Consider the following 18,111-nt stretch of genomic DNA (forward strand, 5'->3'; position numbering starts at 1 on the left):
CATCGCGCCGCCGGGGAGGCGGAGAGCCCGGCGCCGCGCTCGCCGGGCATGAAGTACACGCACTACGCACCGAAGGGTGCGATGTGCGTGGTGCAGGGCCCGCGTGCCATTGCCGTGTCGGCACGCATCGCCGCCGAGCTTGAGGCGGCCGCCCGGCGCGGGGAGGTGACCGGCGTGCTGTCGTTCGACGAGCACATCGGTCACTACCGCGCGGACGTTGCCGTCTCGCTCGGCAGCCTGGCCGCGCCGGAGGAAGCAGCCCGCCGGCTGTACGCCGGCCTGCGCCGGTTCGATGACGAAGGCGCGACCTTCATTCTGGCCGAAGCGTGTCCGGAGCAAGGGCTCGGGGCAGCCGTCATGAACCGGCTGTTGAAGGCCGCGGGACACCACATCATCGATGTGAATTGAGCTGCCGCATGAACGCTTTTGGCATCATTTACCCCTTGTCCGCATATGGTGTACAAGACCATGGGACTTGGGGGAATGGGCATGCTGGAGGCGTCTGTCCAATCGGGACAGCTTGCGGCGATTCTGCTGATGGCGGTTGCACTCGGGCTAGACGCATTTTCGCTTGGAATCGGAGTCGGAATGAGAGGCGGTATGCGCTTAGGCCATATGCTGGGCATCAGCTTCATGATCGCGTTGTTTCACATGCTGATGCCGCTGCTGGGCTTATTTGCCGGCCGCTATGTTGGTATGTTACTGGGTCACGTCACAGGGCTTGCGGCCGGGGGGCTGCTGCTTCTGCTTGGCGGCCATATGATGTATAACGCCCTGCGGGGCGGAGAAGGACAGCGAATCCATCCTACCGCATTTTTAGGTATGCTGCTGTTTTCGCTCAGCGTCAGCATTGACTCCTTCTCGGTAGGCGTTTCGCTCGGGATGTTTGTGGATGATGTGCTGTTGATCGTGATTTCCTTCGGAATCGTGGGCGGTTTGCTGTCCATTCTCGGCTTGCTGCTTGGCCGTCAGGTAAGCAATAAGCTGGGGGAGTACGGTGAGATGCTGGGCGGACTGATTTTGGTCATCTTTGGCATCATGTTTATCTTTTGACGTTATATTTGTTACAATAACCCCAAAGAACCTACGAACGGGAGGAATGCGACCGTGAAAAATATACTTTTTGTCTGCACGGGAAATACCTGCCGCAGTCCGATGGCTGAAGGCATGCTGCGCAAGCTTGCCAAACAACGGGGTGTCCCGCTGGAAACGAAGTCCGCCGGTGTCTCGGCCGTGGATGGAATGCCGGTGTCCCATCATGCGGAATCCATACTGCGAGACCAGGATATCCAAGAACGCTTGGTGTCCAAACCGTTGACCGCGAACCTGGTGGAGTGGGCAGACCTGATTCTGACGCTGACCCAGTCGCATAAGCAGTATGCGATAAGGCAGTTCCCGCACGCCGCAGACAAGATGCACACGCTGAAAGAGTTTGTTGAGGATGACCGCCGGGTGCTGGATGATCTGCGGGAGCAGGATAGTCTGTATGCAGCGCTTGAGCTGGCCAGATCTCTGGGCCACGATGTCAGCGACCGTGACCGGGAGCGTCTGATCGAGCTGCGCCAGCGCATTCCGAGCTTCGATATCTCCGATCCTTTTGGCGGTTCGCGGGAGGAATACGAGGCGACGGCGGCGGAGATTCGAACGGCGTTGTTCCGTCTCTTGGACAAGCTGGAAGCGGATCAGCATAAATAGGGTCGGCCTAGACGGAATCGAATAGTACATTCGTGTTCAAATGGCTAAAAAAGCCGCTTGCCTTTCACATAGTATTGCTTTAAGATGAAGGTGAAAAACAAAAGATCCGGTGTAACTGGCGACGAAGTGGATGAAACCACGATGGAGCATCGGAATATACGGCCGGTCGCCTGGGCAAAGAGCATTTGGAGCACAATACGTGCGCCGACTGCTCTTTTTTCGTCTTTTGCGTGGAATTTGGGTTATAATGAAACAAGCTAAAACGCAAAAGCGAACATACGAGGGGGTTTTTCATAGATGAAAATTGCATTGGGTACGGACCATGCCGGCATTCGTCTGAAAGAGGAAATCGTGGAAGTCATTCGGGGTCTTGGACACGAGGTGGAGGATCTGGGCTGCGGCTGTTCCGATTCCGTGGATTATCCCGATTATGCCCTACCGGTGTGCGAGAAGGTCGTCTCGGGTGAAGCGGATCGCGGCATTCTGATCTGCGGCACGGGCATCGGCATGAGCATTGCGGCCAACAAGGTGCCGGGTATTCGCTGCGCGCTGACCCATGATGTGTTCTCAGCCAAAGCAACGCGCGAGCATAACGACAGTAACGTGATTGCGCTGGGTGAGCGTGTCGTCGGTCCCGGACTTGCTGCCGAAATCGTCAGCGCATGGCTGACAACGGATTTCAGTCATGGCGAGCGCCATGTCGGCCGCGTGAACAAGATCAAGGCCATCGAGGAGCGTTACCTAAAGAATGAATCGCGATAGGTGAACGCGTAAAGCAGCTGCGGCTATAGGGGAATGAAGCATCTTCTGTGAAAAAATCATCGGGAGGACTGTGACATGACGGATATCTCCAAGGTTTCCTTGAACGAACAGACAGCGCGTATTGTCCGCGAACTGGCCGAAGCGGCCGTCTTAGGCCCCGGTAAAGTGCTGGTCATCGGAGCCAGTACCAGTGAAGTGGTCGGACGACCGATCGGTACAGGCGGCGCTTTAGAAACGGCCCAGCAGCTCCTTCAGGGCATTGCCGAGGTTCAAACGGAATTCGGTTTCGCTGTGGCCTATCAATGCTGTGAGCATCTGAACCGTGCGCTTGTCATGGAACGCGAGCTGCTTGAGCGGCTGGGCTTGACGGAAGTGGCGGCTGTTCCCATTCCGGGAGCGGGCGGGTCGATGGCTTCCGCAGCTTACCGCAGCATGAAGGAGCCTTGCCTTGCGGAATCGATTGAAGCCCATGCGGGTGTCGATATCGGCGAGACGCTGATCGGCATGCATTTGCGGAGAGTGGCGGTTCCGTTCAGGCCGAGCGAGCGTTATATCGGAGAGGCGCGCGTAACCGCGGCTTATACCCGCCCGAAGCTGATTGGCGGAGAACGCGCGGTGTACCGGCTCGAGCAGAGGGATGATTCCACGCTGTGCGATTGATTCGAATGAGAACTCGCTTTTTTAATGATGACAACTTGTAGTTTTGAATTTGCAAGAAAAAATAATGATTGATTATGGGAGGATATGAACATGATGGAACATTTGCGGAAGAGTGACCCGGCTGTATTGGAAGCGATGGATTTGGAGCTGAAGCGTCAACGCAGCAACATTGAACTGATTGCCTCTGAGAATATTGTCAGCGAAGCGGTTATGGAAGCCATGGGGACCGTTCTGACGAATAAATATGCGGAAGGCTACCCTGGCAAACGCTATTACGGTGGCTGTGAGCGTGTGGATATTGTGGAAGATATCGCCCGTGACCGTGCCAAAGAACTGTTCGGAGCCGAGCATGCCAACGTTCAGCCGCACTCCGGTGCCCAAGCGAACATGGCGGTATATTTGGCAGCCCTGAAGCCTGGAGATACCGTGCTCGGCATGAACCTGGCCCATGGCGGCCATTTGACTCACGGAAGCCCGGTTAACGCTTCCGGCCTTCTGTACAATTTCGTTGCCTACGGCGTGCAAGAAGACACGTTCCTTATCGATTACGACGAAGTCCGCAAAGCGGCATTCAAGCATCGCCCTCGCCTGATCGTGGCGGGTGCAAGTGCCTACCCTCGCATTATTGATTTTGAAAAGCTTGCTGCCATCGCGAACGACGTTGGCGCGTTGTTCATGGTCGATATGGCCCATATTGCAGGTCTCGTTGCGGCAGGTCTTCATCCGAATCCGGTTCCGCATGCCCATTTTGTAACAACAACGACGCATAAGACGCTTCGCGGACCTCGCGGCGGTATGATTCTGTGCAAAAAAGCCTGGGCGCAAGCGATCGATAAAGCGGTATTCCCCGGCTCCCAAGGCGGCCCGCTCATGCATGTCATTGCTTCCAAGGCCGTTGCGCTTGGCGAAGCATTGGATCCGTCCTTCAAGACGTATGCAGAGAACGTCGTAAAGAACGCGAAAGTGCTGGCCGATACCCTGATCGAGGAAGGCCTCAACATCGTATCCGGCGGAACCGATAACCACCTGATGCTCGTGGATACCCGTAATCTGGACATCACCGGTAAAGACGCTGAGAAAGTTCTGGACTCCATCGGGATTACCGTGAACAAGAATGCCATCCCATTTGATCCGACCAGCCCGTTCGTCACGAGCGGTATCCGTATCGGTACCCCTGCGGTTACTTCCCGGGGTATGGATGAGCAAGCGATGGTGACAATCGCGAAAATTATTGCCATGACATTGAAGCAGCCGAAGGACGAGGCAACGCTTGAAAAAGCAGGCCGTTTGGTGGCTGAGCTTACAGATCAATATCCTCTCTATGCTGAAATGAAATATTAATCACAGTTTCCTACGCATAAGAAGCCTATGATAAGAGGACCCCGCCTGATGCAGGTGGGGTCCTTTTAGGAGCTATAAACATTCTGGCCAGATTGCTATGCTCTCATTTTCCCAGTCAGGTCGCATCGCGGTTAGCATCAATATAGGCGAGAATGGAAAACCTAGGTTCAGGGCAGAAGAAGATCCGGTTCGATTATAAGGTCAAAAACTCATGGAATAAAACATGACCCGTGCAGGTGTCAATTGACTAGAGGGAATGATATAATAGACAGGATTTATGGAGCTCACAAATATTTACGCCCATATTGAAATAACATTTGTACTCAAACCGGAGGGACCAGACATGGGAAAATTGGTGATTTGTGATCACCCGTTGATTCAACACAAACTTACATTTATCCGCGATATGCGGACTAACACAAAAGACTTTCGCGAATTGGTAGACGAAGTCGCGACTTTGATGGCTTATGAAATTACGCGGGAGGTTCCTCTTGAATCGATATCCGTGCAGACGCCGGTAGCTGAAACCCAAGGAAAAGTCATTTCCGGCCGCATGCTCGGCTTGGTACCGATCCTGCGCGCCGGTCTAGGCATGCTGGACGGAGTTGTTAAGCTGCTTCCTGCTGCAAAGGTAGGGCATGTCGGATTGTTCCGTGACCCCGAAACGCTTCAGCCTGTTGAATATTACACGAAGCTTCCAACCGATGTTACGGAACGGGAATTGATCGTCATTGATCCGATGCTCGCGACAGGCGGGTCCGCCATCGCTGCGATCGACGTGCTGAAGAAACGCGGCTGTACCCAGATCAAGATGATGAACCTCGTGGCTGCACCGGAAGGTGTGAAGGCTGTCCATGATGCCCATCCTGACGTGGACATCTATGTTGCTGCTCTCGATGAGGGTCTTAACGACCATGGTTACATCGTACCGGGCCTTGGTGATGCAGGGGATCGGTTGTACGGCACGAAATAGAGCCAAGCCAGTCATTCGTACGTCTTGAATATTTGAAAACAAGCAAAGAGGGGTATTTTCAAACATGTCAAAAGTGAAAGTGATGACTATATTTGGGGTCCGCCCCGAAGCGATCAAGATGGCGCCGCTTATTCTGGAGCTTCAACGTCACCCCGAGCATATTGAATCGGTCGTTTGTGTTACTGCGCAGCATCGGCAAATGCTGGATCAGGTGCTGGATGTATTCAAGATTGTTCCGGACTATGATCTGGATGTCATGAAGGACCGCCAGACGCTCAACGAGATCACCGTCCGCGTTCTGGAGGGTCTTGAGCCTGTTCTGCGTGAAGCCAAGCCGGATATCGTATTGGTGCACGGCGACACGCTGACAACGTTCCTGGCCAGCTATGCAGCCTTTCTGCAGCAGATTCAGGTCGGCCATGTAGAGGCGGGTCTGCGGACATGGAACAAGCTAAACCCTTATCCGGAGGAGATGAACCGTCAGCTGACCGGCGTGCTTGCTGATCTTCACTTTGCGCCGACGAACTGGTCCGCCGAGAATCTCCGCAAGGAGAACAAGCCGGAATCCCGCATTTATGTAACGGGTAATACGGCTACAGACGTGTTCCAGTACACGGTGCGTGAAGGTTATACCCATCCGGTTCTGGATTGGGCGCAGGGCAAACGCTTGATCCTGATGACGGCACACCGCCGCGAATCCCAAGGGGAGCCGCATCGCCAAATATTTGAAGCGGTAAAGCGCATTGCCGATGAATTTGAGGATATTGCCATCGTGTATCCTGTGCATCCGAGCCCTGCCGTTAAAGAGCCGGCTCATCGCATTCTGGGAGATCACCCGCGCATCAAGCTGATTGATCCGCTGGATGTCGTGGATATGAACAATATCTACACCCATACGCATTTCATCATTACGGATTCCGGCGGCATGCAGGAGGAAGCTCCGTCATTCGGTGTGCCGACGCTGGTGCTGCGGGATACGACGGAACGTCCTGAGGGAATTGAGGCCGGTACCTTGGAGCTGGTAGGCACCCAAGAGGAGAACGTGTATGAACGCATTAAGGTTCTGCTGACCGATCAGGAGCTCTACGAAAAGATGAGCAAGGCTGCTAATCCGTATGGCGATGGACAAGCTTCACAGCGAATTGTCAATGCGATTTTGCACCATTTCGGCATCCGAAAAGAGCGTCCTGAAGAATTTCACAGAATGTTCACAAAGGTATAGTTTACCGTATTCTGATGGGCAAGGAGACAGCATACAGTTGAACTGTACGGTTACCGCGGCGTTTTGCGCAATTTAGACTGCTCAAAACGCCGATTTTACACGGTAAATCCATCAAATCGATTCATTGACAAACTCTTGTTATATTCAGTAAAATGAGTTGGGATTAGAGGTTCATATGAAAAATCCGAAAAGTCAAGATAACCCTTGGTTGATAGCGCTATACATTAGCGGGGCTGGCGGTTTGCTAGCCGCTTACATTCTCATCGGTTTTTTTACCGGGCGATGGCTCATGAATCATTTGGACGGGCCCAGAGTGTGGCTTGCCATTGGTACGCTTTCGGGGCTCTTTGTAGGGATTTTGAATATCGCTCTTCTCATTAAAAAGTTTTTGGGGGCGCAGGCGTGAATGATTTGACTTCCATTGTGAACGCTGTATTTAGAGTATCCTTACTCTTATTGTCTGCCTTGTTTCTCGGATGGGCTCTCTATCCGGAATTCCGCCCGGTTTTTATGGGGTTGATCATGGGCATGGCGGCGGGATTGTTTAATGTACGCTTCCTCTCCATGAAAGTGCAGCAGCTGGCGCAATTGGCTGTCGATCCGGAACCGAAAAAGTACAACTTCGGCTTCATTACGAGATTGTGCATCGGGCTTCTGATTGCTATCTTCGCCGTAAAACTCGAGCAGGTATCCTTCGGCGGTGCAATCGCCGGTCTGTTCATACCCCAATTGTTGACCATTCCTGTCAGCATTGTGTTCAGTTTGAGAAACAATCATTGATCAGCGCTAACTTGGAAAGGGGTGAAAACAATTTTATGCATGATTCACCGATTATCAAACTTGGCGGATTGAATATTGATCTTTCAGCGGTATTAATGCTTCTTGTCACCTGTGTGGTGGTGTTCGTATTATGTCGACTGGCTGTCCGTAATCTATCTGTCGAAAACCCTTCCAAACTGCAAAACTTCATGGAATGGGTAGTGGAATTTGTGCAAGGCGTCGTAGCGAGTGCGATGGATCTGAAGAAAGGGAAAGCTTACATATCATTGGGGCTTACTCTAATCCTGTTCATCTTTGTAGCGAACTTGCTGGGCCTGCCGTTCTCAATTATCACCGACTTGCCGGAGAACTTCGAAGTCTTTGGTCAGCCAATCCTGGCTACGCTCGGACTTGAACATGGCCACTATGCTCACGTATTGTGGTGGAAGTCGCCAACAGCGGACATTTCCGTTACGGCCGGTCTTGCGATCGTTGTGTTCGTGCTCATGAACTACCTGGGCTTGAAGCTGAATCGCAAGCATTACCTGAAGCATTACATCGAACCGTTCCCGATCTTCTTGCCGCTCAATATCATTGAGAACCTGGCAAAACCTATCGCTCTGGCAATCCGGCTTTATGCCAACATTTTTGCCGGTGAGGTACTGATCACGGTGATTCTGAAAACCGGCTTCTGGGGCATTCCGTTTATGGCCGCATGGCAAGGTTTCAGTATCTTCATCGGTGCATTGCAGGCGTTTATCTTTACGATTTTGACCATGGTATACATCTCGCAAACGACGATTCACGAAGAGCATTGATCAACTCGGACGAATCCGCCGTAACAGCGGTGTTTTTCGAAAGAGATATTTTCTATAGTTTCACCAAATTTCAATTTTGAAACAATTTAAGGAGGATATTTAACAATGGAATTTTTGGCAGCAGCTATTGCAGTAGGTCTGGGCGCCCTTGGCGCAGGTTTGGGTAACGGTATGATCGTAAGCAGAACAGTTGAGTCTATCGCTCGTCAACCAGAAGCACGTGGTCAATTGCAAACAACGATGTTTATCGGTGTTGGTATCGTAGAGGTTATTCCTTTGGCGGCTACTGTTATCGCGTTCTTGATCATGTTCTCTTAATAACAATACAACGGTTTGGCGGGGAGGGCCGATGCCATCCGCGCCTTCGTTTTGTTAGGCACCGCACTTCGTGTTGATGGAAAGGAGTGACCTCAATGACAATTCTATGGGAAAATATGGTAATCACTATTCTTGCGTTTCTTATTCTTTACTTTTTGCTTCAGAAGTTTGCGTTCAGCAAATTGTTCGGCATCATGGAGCAGCGTCGTGAGCTGGTAATGAGCCAGATGAACGAAGCGGCACAGACTCGTCAGCAGGCAACTGCTTATGTAGAAGAGCAGAAGAAGGCACTGGAGCAAGCGCGTCAAGATGCTCACGAAATCATCGAGCGTTCCAGACAAACTAGCAACAAACAAGCAGAGCAAATTATGGAACAGGCTAAGGAAGAGGCGGTTCGCCTGAAATCCGAGGCGGTTCGTGATATCGAGAATGAGAAGAAGAAAGCTGTTGAAGAGCTTCGCAATGAAATCGGCAGTGTTTCCGTGAAAATCGCTACCAAGCTGATTGAACGGGAAGTAAAGAATGATAAAGCTCAAGAAGAACTGGTGGATCAATACCTTAAAGAGGTAGGAGGCAGACCATGAGCCAAAATACAGTAGCAGCCAAGCGGTATGCGCGGGCGCTGTTCGAAGTGGCGGCTCAGCAGCAGAAGGGTCTGGAAGTGGAAGAGGAATTGCGCGCTGTTGTGCATGCCATTGAAGGCGATGCTGACATTCAGAAATTCATCTCCACGCCGAATGTTCCCCAGTCCGTGAAGATGAACGTAATCAGCCAGGCGTTGGCAGGGAAGGTATCGCAGCCTGTATTGAACACGATCGAATTGCTTCTCGACAGAGGGCGTGCAGAAATGTTCGCTGAACTGCTGAACAGTTATGTGAAGATACAAGGTGCGAGCTTAGGATTGGCGGACGCCACTGTGTACTCCACCTACCCGCTTAGCGATCAGGAAAAAGAACAGGTAGCTTCGGAATTCGGGCAGTTAGCCCATCAGAAGATCCGAGTGACCAATGTTGTGGACGAGAGTTTGCTCGGCGGCCTGAAAGTCGTCATTGGCGACAAGCTTTATGACGGAAGCCTTGCCGGGAAGCTGGAACGTCTTGAAAAGTCTTTTAATAGACGAGCATAGTAGATAGGGGTGAAAACGTTGAGTATCAGACCTGAAGAAATCAGTACTTTAATCAAAAGTCAAATTGAAGAATATAAATCCGATATCACTGTCTCTGAAGTAGGTACGGTAATTCAAGTAAGTGACGGTATTGCTCGCGTGTACGGCCTGGAGAACGCGATGTCCGGGGAACTTTTGGAGTTCCAGAACGGCGTGTTCGGTCTGGCGCTGAACCTTGAGGAGAGCAATGTCGGTGTCGTTATCCTGGGACCTTACTCCGAAATCAAGGAAGGCGATCAGGTTAAGCGTACAGGACGTATCATGGAGGTTCCTGTAGGTGAAGCTCTGCTTGGACGCGTTGTCAATCCGCTGGGTCAACCGCTTGACGGAAAAGGCCCGATCGAAGCGACAGCCTATCGTCCGGTTGAGAGCAGCGCACCAGGCGTTATCGACCGTAAATCCGTTCATGAGCCTATGCAGACAGGTATTAAAGCGATTGACGCGATGGTACCTATCGGCCGCGGACAGCGCGAGCTGATCATCGGTGACCGCCAAACGGGTAAAACCACCGTTGCGATCGATACGATCCTGAACCAAAAAGGCAGCGGCGTTAAATGTATCTATGTAGCCATTGGCCAAAAGCAATCCACTGTAGCACAGGTTGTTGAAACGCTTCGCCGTCATGGCGCACTGGAGTATACGATTGTTGTTACGGCTTCGGCTTCTGAGCCGGCTCCACTGCAGTACATCGCTCCATACGCAGGCTGCGCAATGGGTGAGTACTTCATGTACAAAGGCGAGCATGCACTCATCATCTATGATGACTTGTCGAAACAAGCGGCAGCATACCGTGAGTTGTCCTTGCTCCTCCGTCGTCCTCCAGGTCGGGAAGCATATCCGGGTGACGTATTCTACCTGCATTCCCGTTTGCTGGAACGTGCAGCGAAACTCAACGATGAGCTTGGTGGTGGTTCATTAACCGCACTGCCATTTATTGAAACACAGGCTTCTGACGTATCTGCATACATTCCAACCAACGTAATTTCGATTACGGATGGACAGATCTTCCTGGAGTCTGAGTTGTTCTACTCCGGTCAACGTCCAGCGATTAACGTCGGTATTTCGGTATCCCGTGTCGGTGGTTCCGCCCAGATCAAAGCGATGAAGAAGGTTGCGGGCGGCATGAAGCTGGATCTTGCGCAATATCGTGAGCTCCAGGCGTTCTCCCAGTTCGGATCCGATCTGGACAAATCAACCTTGGCTCGTTTGAACCGTGGTGCAAGATTGATGGAAATCCTGAAACAGGGTGTAAACCAGCCGTTGTCCGTTGAACAACAGGTGGTTAGCTTGTACGCAGCCGTTAAAGGATATATCGATGATATCGAGGTTGCTGACGTGCGTCGTTTCGAGAGCGAGTTCCTCACGTTTATTGAAAGCAATAAACCGGAAATTCTTCAATCCATTACGGATACGAAGGATCTGACGTCCGACAACGAAAACGCATTGAAAGCGGCAATCGATCAATTTAAGAAGGGCTTTGCCGCTTCGGTTTAAGCTCCTCAGGTAAGTAATAGGAGGGGAGCCGGGGTAAGCCCGGCATCCTCTTTCATCATATGGAATGTAGCTTTGGCTGTGACCAAAGTGATTTTTACAAAAGGTACGGCTTTGGTCCTAGCCAAAGCTTAGTCTACGCGTACGAAGTTGGCTTTGGCTTCGCCAAAGCTAAGCTGATGCTTACGAAGTAACTTTGGCTCTGCCAAAGTTAGGTGATTGCTTACGAAGTTAGCTTTGGCTTCGCCAAAGCTTTAAGGTGGTGAAAACATGGCAAGAGGATTACGTGATATTAAGCGGCAGATCAAGAGTGTTCAGAACACAAGGCAGATCACCAAGGCGATGGAAATGGTTGCTGCCGCCAAGCTGAGAAGAGCTCAAGAGAAGGCAACCTCCGCGCTTCCATACTCCGAGAAGCTGAAAGAAGTGGTTGGCAGCATTGCTGCAGGAACCAAGGGAATCAGCCATCCGATGCTGGAGAAGCGTGAAGTGAAGAAAACCGGTTATCTGGTGATCACTTCAGACCGCGGTCTTGCTGGTGCATCAAACTCCAACATTTTGCGAAAAGTATCGAATTTTATCGCAGAACGCCATCAGTCCAAGGACGAGTATTGCCTGTTTGTGATCGGACGTAAAGGTCGGGATTATTTCCGCCGTCGTGGACTTCCGGTTGTTGAGGAGCTCACCGATTTATCCGATAGTCCGACCTATGCAGATATTAAGACCATTGCTAACGCGGCGGTTCATCAATATGAGCTGGGTCAGATTGATGAGTTATACGTGTGCTATAACCAATTCGTGAATGCCTTGACTCAGCTCCAGGAGATCTCCAAGCTTCTGCCGATGGAGAACATTGGTAGCGCCGAGAACCTGACGGGTTATGAGTATGAACCGTCTCCTGAAGGCGTGCTTGAGGTTTTGCTTCCGAAATATGCGGAAACATTGATTTTCAGTGCGATGCTGAATGCGAAGGCAAGTGAGCTGGGTGCGAAGATGACTGCAATGGGAGCTGCAACGAAGAATGCAAGCAAGATGATCAACGAGTTGAACCTGACTTACAACCGTGCTCGTCAGGCTGCCATTACGCAGGAAATTTCCGAGATTGTGGGCGGAGCAAACGCTCAGCAATAATGCACGCTTCGAATTCTTAACTTAGTATTTTAACGGATATGCGGCCATGTCATGAATAGCCGCTTTTACGATCATCGTTCACCGCTAGAGGTGAGCGGGTAGGAGGGAAAACGAATCAATGAAAAAAGGACGCGTTGTCAGCATTACAGGTGCTGTAGTTGACATTGAATTTGAGCGCGGTCATCTTCCCGAGATTTTTAATGCTGTCAAGATTGAAGCAACGCTGGAAGGCGGCCGCTCGGTTGATTTGACTTTGGAAGTATCCAATCACTTGGGTGATAATCTGGTTCGTTGTATCGCAATGTCATCCACGGACGGTCTCATTCGCGGTATCGAAGCTGTGGATTTGGGCAGACCGATCACGGTTCCTGTAGGTTCCGCTACACTCGGCCGCGTATTTAACGTATTGGGTGAGCCAATCGATAATGCAGGTGCCGTAGTATCCGAAATTAATAACCCGATCCATCGTGAAGCTCCTGCATACGATGAGCTTTCCACACAAGCAGAAATGCTTGAAACGGGTATTAAAGTCATCGACTTGCTTGCTCCATACCAAAAAGGCGGTAAGATCGGTCTCTTTGGTGGTGCCGGCGTAGGTAAAACCGTTGCGATCCAGGAATTGATCAACAACATCGCCCAAGAACACGGTGGTATTTCCGTATTCGCCGGCGTAGGTGAGCGTACTCGTGAAGGTAATGACCTTTACCACGAGATGAGCGATTCCGGTGTTATCAACAAAACCGCAATGGTATTCGGTCAAATGAACGAGCCTCCGGGTGCCCGTCTTCGCGTAGCGTTGACCGGTTTGACGATGGCGGAGTATTTCCGTGATCAAGAAGGCAAGGACGTTCTTCTCTTTATCGATAACATCTTCCGCTTTACTCAAGCGGGTTCCGAAGTATCCGCCCTTCTGGGCCGTATGCCTTCCGCTGTAGGTTACCAGCCAACGCTGGCATCCGAAATGGGACGCTTGCAAGAGCGGATTACCTCTACCAAAAAAGGTTCTGTTACATCCATCCAGGCTATCTATGTACCGGCGGATGACTATACGGATCCGGCTCCGGCTACAACGTTTGCTCACTTGGATGCAACGACGAACCTGGAGCGTAAAATTTCCGAGATGGGGATCTATCCTGCGGTAGATCCGCTGGCATCCAGTTCCCGTATCTTGGCTCCGGAAATCGTTGGTGAAGAGCACTATAATGTTGCTCAAGGCGTTAAGAAAATTTTGGCTCGTTATAACGAGCTTCAAGATATCATTGCGATCCTCGGTATGGATGAGCTGAGCGAGGAAGATAAAGCGATTGTTGGACGTGCCCGTCGTGTTCAACGTTTCCTTTCCCAAGCTTTCCACGTTGCCGAGCAGTTCAACGGCATCCCGGGTAAATATGTACCGGTTAAAGAAACCGTACGCAGCTTTAAAGAGATCTTGGAAGGCAAGCACGACCACCTTCCGGAAGCGGCTTTCCTGTTCGTAGGTACGATTGAAGAGGCAGTTGAAAAAGCAAAAACATTGTAAGCTGACGCTCCGTGATCGGCAGACCGGAACAGTACACTCTGTGAAACTGTGAGGTCTGCTGCGCGAGTTTTCTGCGGAAAACGGTGAGGAGGGATGGAAGTGAGCACCATTTTGTTGGAAATCGTAACGCCGGACCGCCTGGTCTATTCAGAGCAGGTAAACAGTGTTACGGTGCGTGGGGTCGAGGGAGAACTGGGCATTTTGCCTGGTCATATTTCCTTTGTTACGCCGCTTCAGATAGCGCCAGTTTATGTGAAGATCGGCAGCCAGAGAACCCCGTTTGCGGTACAAGGCGGTTTCGTCGAAGTCCGCAAAGATAAAATTGTCATCCTGGCGGAAAGCGCAGAGAAAGCGGAAGAAATCGATCTGGAGCGTGCGGAAGCCGCGAAGGAAAGAGCTGAAACTCGCCTCAATGCGAAGGGAAGACAAGATGAAGTTGACCATCGTCGCGCGGAAATGGCTCTGCAAAGAGCGATGAACCGGATTAAAGTGACGCGGAACTAATCGTTTGAACCAAGACAGCTTGCTGCAATCTTGCAGCCAAGCTGTCTTTTTTTAGTTTAGAGAATGCATAGAACATCAGCGAAGCCGAGCTGAACCCTTTGATTATACGCGCAGGAAAAACTTCCTCTACAAGCAGTCTTTTCTCTAGGGAAAATAGGTCAAGAGTCATTTTTCTTAAAGTAGGTCGATTCTCGTTGTTCTTATATTTAACAATAATTCAATATAGTAGGAATCGTTTGCTATGCTAGCTCCTAAATGGAGGTGTATTAAGCATTTCAGCAGGTCGCTACTCTATTAAATGTACGTTTATCGTATGTCATCTAACTAGAACTTTAATAGATTCGCAGCATAATATATAACATCTAATAGAGAAGGGAGGTCATCCCTATGGCTATTCTACTCCCGGAACAAATCTTCTCGCTGGCACCGAATGTTGGTAAATCGTATTATGAGAATCTGGCTGGCGGCGTAAATGCATCCGTAACCGTCAACAACTTCTCGGATGCGCCGGTGTCACTCGTTATTACCCGTGTGAACGCACCTGTCGTAACTTATCTCATTCCAGCTGGAAACAGTCTTACGCTGTCTGTGGAGCGTTTGTTGGTTGCTGCTCTCCTGTCAGGTGCACTGCCGGTTTTTGGAACGATTCATATTGCAACCTCAGATTTCTAAACAGTGTGGTTAGTGACCTAAATATGTTCAAAGTTTTACCCGGACCCTAATCTAGGGTCCGGTAATTTTTTGTAATATAATAAGTATAAATAGAAGCATGAGGATGAAACTATAACCATTCCTGGTTTTTTGTTAGTTCACGCTTGTGATAGTAACGGCAATTTGGACTTCTGCTAATAGCGCATTCATGATCGTTTTCGAGCGATGTCGATAAATTTTATTATTTCCGAGGAAATGTCGTATAGAAAGTGCTGGATTCTTAGCCTCCAGCCAAGTATTATAGAAGAGTCGGTCCTGAACTGGACAGGATAATTTATAAAGGAGGAGGGAGTATGAACCAGGATTTATCTAATTCAATCAGTGCCGTCGGTGTTAACGGATTGTTGTCCATTGTCGTTTCGCTGATCTGTATCGCACTGGCTTGGTGGGCATTACAACAAGTAAAGCTGGATTTGGTTGTCCGTCATCCAAAAGGGCCGCAGGGAAAGCTGTTGCATTTGCTGCTGGCGGTGGTGCTTGGACGATTCGTGGCTGAATTCCTAATTGACTATATTACATGGAGTCAAATGATCCGATATATGTTTTAAACGCGAAAGACGATCGTCGTACATAACGTGAGAGTTGGCAGCAGCTTGTTTTAAAGACATTTGTTGTAGGATGGTTATGTGTTTGGCGAAATTTTACGCGTCTGTTTTAATTGGGGTATGAATGGTTATATCTCTGTTAGGTTGCTTCAGAAGAAGATGTCGAATAAACGCATTTTATTATGTTAACACTTAAATTAAGAATTTGATCGGGCGGACGGTATGACTTCCGGACTATAATGTTCACCCGGTAATTGTTATGCATTGACAAGTGCTGGTCGGTCATGGTACCTTTCGTAGGTCCATACTGCGGATAACAGATGCTTCCTAAGGTGGCATCATGGATTTCTGATACCTGATGTAGACACCGAATCAGATGTCATAAATAGTTCGAAAATCGCTTGTTTAGCGGAAATCACTAATGTTAAGATGAAAGTTAGGGAATTAACAACAACTAATCACTAACACACGCAAATCAGGAAAATTATGGACGCGGAGGGAAACCATGATGAGCAAATTTATCGTCCGCGGTGGCAAAAGACTGACCGGAAGCGTCAAAGTCAGCGGAGCAAAAAATTCAGTTCTTCCGATCATCGCTGCCTCTCTACTAGGGGAAGTTGGGGAAAGTGTTATTATTGATGCGCCTCCTCTTGACGATGTAATTACAATCAGTAAAGTATTGGAGTCGCTTGGTGCAGGCATTACATATCAAGATGAAGTGATACGTGTAAATGCAGAGCACATAACGACATGTGAAGCGCCTTATGAATGGGTGCGGAAGATGCGGGCGTCTTTTCTGGTCATGGGACCTTTATTGGCACGTTGTGGACGAACCCGGATTTCGCTTCCCGGGGGATGTGCTATCGGCACAAGACCTATTGATCAACACCTAAAAGGATTTGAAGCTCTTGGGGCTGAGATTAGCCTCGGACAAGGATATATTGAAGCTAAAAGCAATGGCAGATTGCGTGGGGCGAAGGTCTATTTGGACGTTGCCAGCGTAGGTGCTACTGAAAATATTATGATGGCTGCTACCTTGGCTGAAGGGATTACGGTAATCGAAAATGCGGCGAAAGAGCCGGAAATTGTCGATTTAGCGAATTACCTGAATGCGATGGGTGCCAAAGTTCGCGGTGCGGGCACGGGTGTGATTCGTATCGAGGGCGTTGAGCAGATGCATGGCGTCAAGCATAACGTAATTCCTGACCGGATTGAAGCAGGCACCTTTATGGCTGCGGCTGCGATCACGGGCGGGGATGTGTATGTGGAAGGAGCCATTGCAGATCACCTTGGACCGGTTATTTCCAAGATGGAAGAGATGGGGATTACCATTGAACCGGACGAGAATGGGATTCGCGTTATCGCTGACAAACCATTAAAGTCGGTTGATGTGAAAACCTTGCCTTATCCTGGATTCCCAACCGATATGCAGTCCCAGATGATGGCGCTTTTGCTGGTTTCCGAAGGTACAAGTGTTGTTACCGAAACGGTATTTGAGAACCGCTTTATGCATGTAGATGAATTCCAGCTGATGAATGCGGAGATCAAAGTTGAGGGACGTTCTGCTATCGTTACGGGCGGAGCTAAGCTTAAAGGTGCCAAAGTAACGGCAACGGATCTGCGTGCAGGTGCAGCCTTGATATTAGCCGGGCTCGTATCCGAGGGGATTACCGAAGTTGGCGGCGTACAGCATATCGATCGCGGCTATGTTCATTTAGCGGAAAAGCTGTCTGGACTGGGCGCGGATATCTGGCGTATTTCAACGGAGGACCAGAGTTCGGAGAAGGCTTCGAAAAAAGCGGTAAGCGAAACAGAAGACGCCAAAGTTTTCAAAGTTCAACCTACCTGGGTTTAAACAGCACGATGAATCATGATGATTCAGGATAGACCACAATAGAGTGTAAAAGAAGGAGCTTTGCCGATAAGGGCGAAGCTCCTTCTTTTTTGGTATGTCATCATCATGGCGGCTATCCCTCATTCTCTCACGTTGAGATTCCGGATGACTAGGAGACTCTTTGCTAGCTTGCTTGCAGTCAGCATCAGCGTGTTTCTTGATTCATGTGACTTTTTCCTTTCTCTTAGAATAGTTCTATCAAATGCCCGTATCTCATAAGTATAAGTAGAGCGTGATGGAGCATGAACAAGAGGCATATACCAGGGGAAAAGGCACAGGAGGGAAATGCAATGAAAGATTCGAAGGTTCGGGTGAATGTGAGTACTGCAGGGAAAAAACGAGCGGTCGATGCAAAAGATGTTCTGAAAGAAGGAAATACTCAATCATACCAGGTGCCATCCGAAGGATCGGCCGCTCCCGTATTGAAGTGGGATTTTCCCGGTGAACTTGAGAAGAAAGCCGGATCGACTGAAGAACATAACCATGATTCGAAACCGGATAAAAAGGATATTCAGGAAGGGCCGCGCGGGCACCGCGGCCCGGGGAGAGCGCCGGACGCCTTCGGCGAGTCCGGCCACGGCCCGCGGGCGGCGCATACGCCGC

The 18,111-nt window shown here is 50.1% G+C and carries 22 protein-coding genes and 1 riboswitch; all 22 genes read left to right on the forward strand.

Features of this window, described 5'->3' with window-relative positions; genetic code table 11:
• A partial coding sequence (locus tag PLA01S_RS31540; protein ID WP_272868179.1) for a Sua5 family C-terminal domain-containing protein occupies positions 1-408 on the forward strand: 408 nt, incomplete at its 5' end.
• Positions 409-489: 81 nt separating this feature from the next.
• Positions 490-1,053 (forward strand): manganese efflux pump MntP, encoded by a 564-nt coding sequence (locus PLA01S_RS31545; protein WP_127596683.1) that lies wholly within the window; start codon positions 490-492, stop codon positions 1,051-1,053.
• 54 nt (positions 1,054-1,107) lie between these two features.
• Positions 1,108-1,695 (forward strand): low molecular weight protein arginine phosphatase, encoded by a 588-nt coding sequence (locus PLA01S_RS31550; protein WP_127596686.1) that lies wholly within the window; start codon positions 1,108-1,110, stop codon positions 1,693-1,695.
• Positions 1,696-1,796: 101 nt separating this feature from the next.
• Positions 1,797-1,878, forward strand: a riboswitch (ZMP/ZTP riboswitch).
• 114 nt (positions 1,879-1,992) lie between these two features.
• Positions 1,993-2,457: a ribose 5-phosphate isomerase B gene (rpiB, locus tag PLA01S_RS31555; protein ID WP_071218862.1), complete on the forward strand. Its 465-nt coding sequence runs from the start codon at positions 1,993-1,995 to the stop codon at positions 2,455-2,457.
• A gap of 75 nt (positions 2,458-2,532) precedes the next feature.
• Positions 2,533-3,117: a TIGR01440 family protein gene (locus PLA01S_RS31560; protein ID WP_127596689.1), complete on the forward strand. Its 585-nt coding sequence runs from the start codon at positions 2,533-2,535 to the stop codon at positions 3,115-3,117.
• A gap of 90 nt (positions 3,118-3,207) precedes the next feature.
• Positions 3,208-4,458 carry a serine hydroxymethyltransferase gene (glyA, locus tag PLA01S_RS31565; protein ID WP_071218864.1) on the forward strand — a complete coding sequence of 417 codons (1,251 nt, stop codon included), beginning with the start codon at positions 3,208-3,210 and terminating at the stop codon, positions 4,456-4,458.
• Positions 4,459-4,801: 343 nt separating this feature from the next.
• Positions 4,802-5,431 (forward strand): uracil phosphoribosyltransferase, encoded by a 630-nt coding sequence (gene upp / locus PLA01S_RS31570; RefSeq protein WP_006213103.1) that lies wholly within the window; start codon positions 4,802-4,804, stop codon positions 5,429-5,431.
• Positions 5,432-5,495: 64 nt separating this feature from the next.
• Positions 5,496-6,653, forward strand: coding sequence for a non-hydrolyzing UDP-N-acetylglucosamine 2-epimerase (wecB, locus tag PLA01S_RS31575; RefSeq protein WP_100540962.1), 1,158 nt, complete (start codon positions 5,496-5,498; stop codon positions 6,651-6,653).
• A gap of 175 nt (positions 6,654-6,828) precedes the next feature.
• Positions 6,829-7,059: an AtpZ/AtpI family protein gene (locus PLA01S_RS31580; protein WP_076323976.1), complete on the forward strand. Its 231-nt coding sequence runs from the start codon at positions 6,829-6,831 to the stop codon at positions 7,057-7,059.
• Complete coding sequence (locus PLA01S_RS31585; RefSeq protein WP_100540961.1) at positions 7,056-7,433, forward strand: ATP synthase subunit I; 378 nt, start codon at positions 7,056-7,058, stop codon at positions 7,431-7,433. The genes PLA01S_RS31580 and PLA01S_RS31585 overlap by 4 nt, the downstream gene beginning before the upstream one ends.
• Positions 7,434-7,468: 35 nt before the next feature.
• Positions 7,469-8,230: a F0F1 ATP synthase subunit A gene (gene atpB / locus PLA01S_RS31590; protein ID WP_113059550.1), complete on the forward strand. Its 762-nt coding sequence runs from the start codon at positions 7,469-7,471 to the stop codon at positions 8,228-8,230.
• A 105-nt stretch (positions 8,231-8,335) separates the two neighbouring features.
• Positions 8,336-8,548 (forward strand): F0F1 ATP synthase subunit C, encoded by a 213-nt coding sequence (gene atpE, locus PLA01S_RS31595; protein WP_007128780.1) that lies wholly within the window; start codon positions 8,336-8,338, stop codon positions 8,546-8,548.
• A 95-nt stretch (positions 8,549-8,643) separates the two neighbouring features.
• Complete coding sequence (gene atpF / locus PLA01S_RS31600; protein WP_100540959.1) at positions 8,644-9,132, forward strand: F0F1 ATP synthase subunit B; 489 nt, start codon at positions 8,644-8,646, stop codon at positions 9,130-9,132.
• Positions 9,129-9,674: a F0F1 ATP synthase subunit delta gene (locus tag PLA01S_RS31605; protein WP_100540958.1), complete on the forward strand. Its 546-nt coding sequence runs from the start codon at positions 9,129-9,131 to the stop codon at positions 9,672-9,674. Before atpF ends, PLA01S_RS31605 begins: the two co-directional genes overlap by 4 nt.
• Before the next feature lie 18 nt (positions 9,675-9,692).
• Positions 9,693-11,207, forward strand: a complete 1,515-nt coding sequence (gene atpA, locus PLA01S_RS31610) for a F0F1 ATP synthase subunit alpha (RefSeq protein ID WP_100540957.1) — start codon at positions 9,693-9,695, stop codon at positions 11,205-11,207.
• A 267-nt stretch (positions 11,208-11,474) separates the two neighbouring features.
• A complete protein-coding gene (atpG, locus tag PLA01S_RS31615) occupies positions 11,475-12,335 on the forward strand; it encodes an ATP synthase F1 subunit gamma (RefSeq protein WP_100540956.1) in 861 nt (286 codons plus the stop codon).
• Between the two features lie 118 nt (positions 12,336-12,453).
• A complete protein-coding gene (gene atpD, locus PLA01S_RS31620; protein WP_100540955.1) occupies positions 12,454-13,854 on the forward strand; it encodes a F0F1 ATP synthase subunit beta in 1,401 nt (466 codons plus the stop codon).
• 99 nt (positions 13,855-13,953) lie between these two features.
• Positions 13,954-14,358, forward strand: coding sequence for a F0F1 ATP synthase subunit epsilon (locus PLA01S_RS31625; RefSeq protein WP_127596692.1), 405 nt, complete (start codon positions 13,954-13,956; stop codon positions 14,356-14,358).
• Between the two features lie 387 nt (positions 14,359-14,745).
• Positions 14,746-15,030 carry a hypothetical protein gene (locus PLA01S_RS31630; RefSeq protein ID WP_127596695.1) on the forward strand — a complete coding sequence of 95 codons (285 nt, stop codon included), beginning with the start codon at positions 14,746-14,748 and terminating at the stop codon, positions 15,028-15,030.
• A gap of 332 nt (positions 15,031-15,362) precedes the next feature.
• Positions 15,363-15,617: a DUF1146 family protein gene (locus PLA01S_RS31635; protein WP_100540952.1), complete on the forward strand. Its 255-nt coding sequence runs from the start codon at positions 15,363-15,365 to the stop codon at positions 15,615-15,617.
• Between the two features lie 505 nt (positions 15,618-16,122).
• Positions 16,123-17,469 (forward strand): UDP-N-acetylglucosamine 1-carboxyvinyltransferase, encoded by a 1,347-nt coding sequence (gene murA, locus PLA01S_RS31640; protein WP_164817559.1) that lies wholly within the window; start codon positions 16,123-16,125, stop codon positions 17,467-17,469.
• A 329-nt stretch (positions 17,470-17,798) separates the two neighbouring features.
• Positions 17,799-18,111 (forward strand): hypothetical protein (locus PLA01S_RS31645; protein ID WP_164817560.1); only part of this gene is annotated, 313 nt, incomplete at its 3' end.

Origin of the sequence: Paenibacillus lautus NBRC 15380, from assembly GCF_004000945.1 — a bacterium.
GTDB lineage: Bacteria > Bacillota > Bacilli > Paenibacillales > Paenibacillaceae > Paenibacillus_AQ > Paenibacillus_AQ lautus.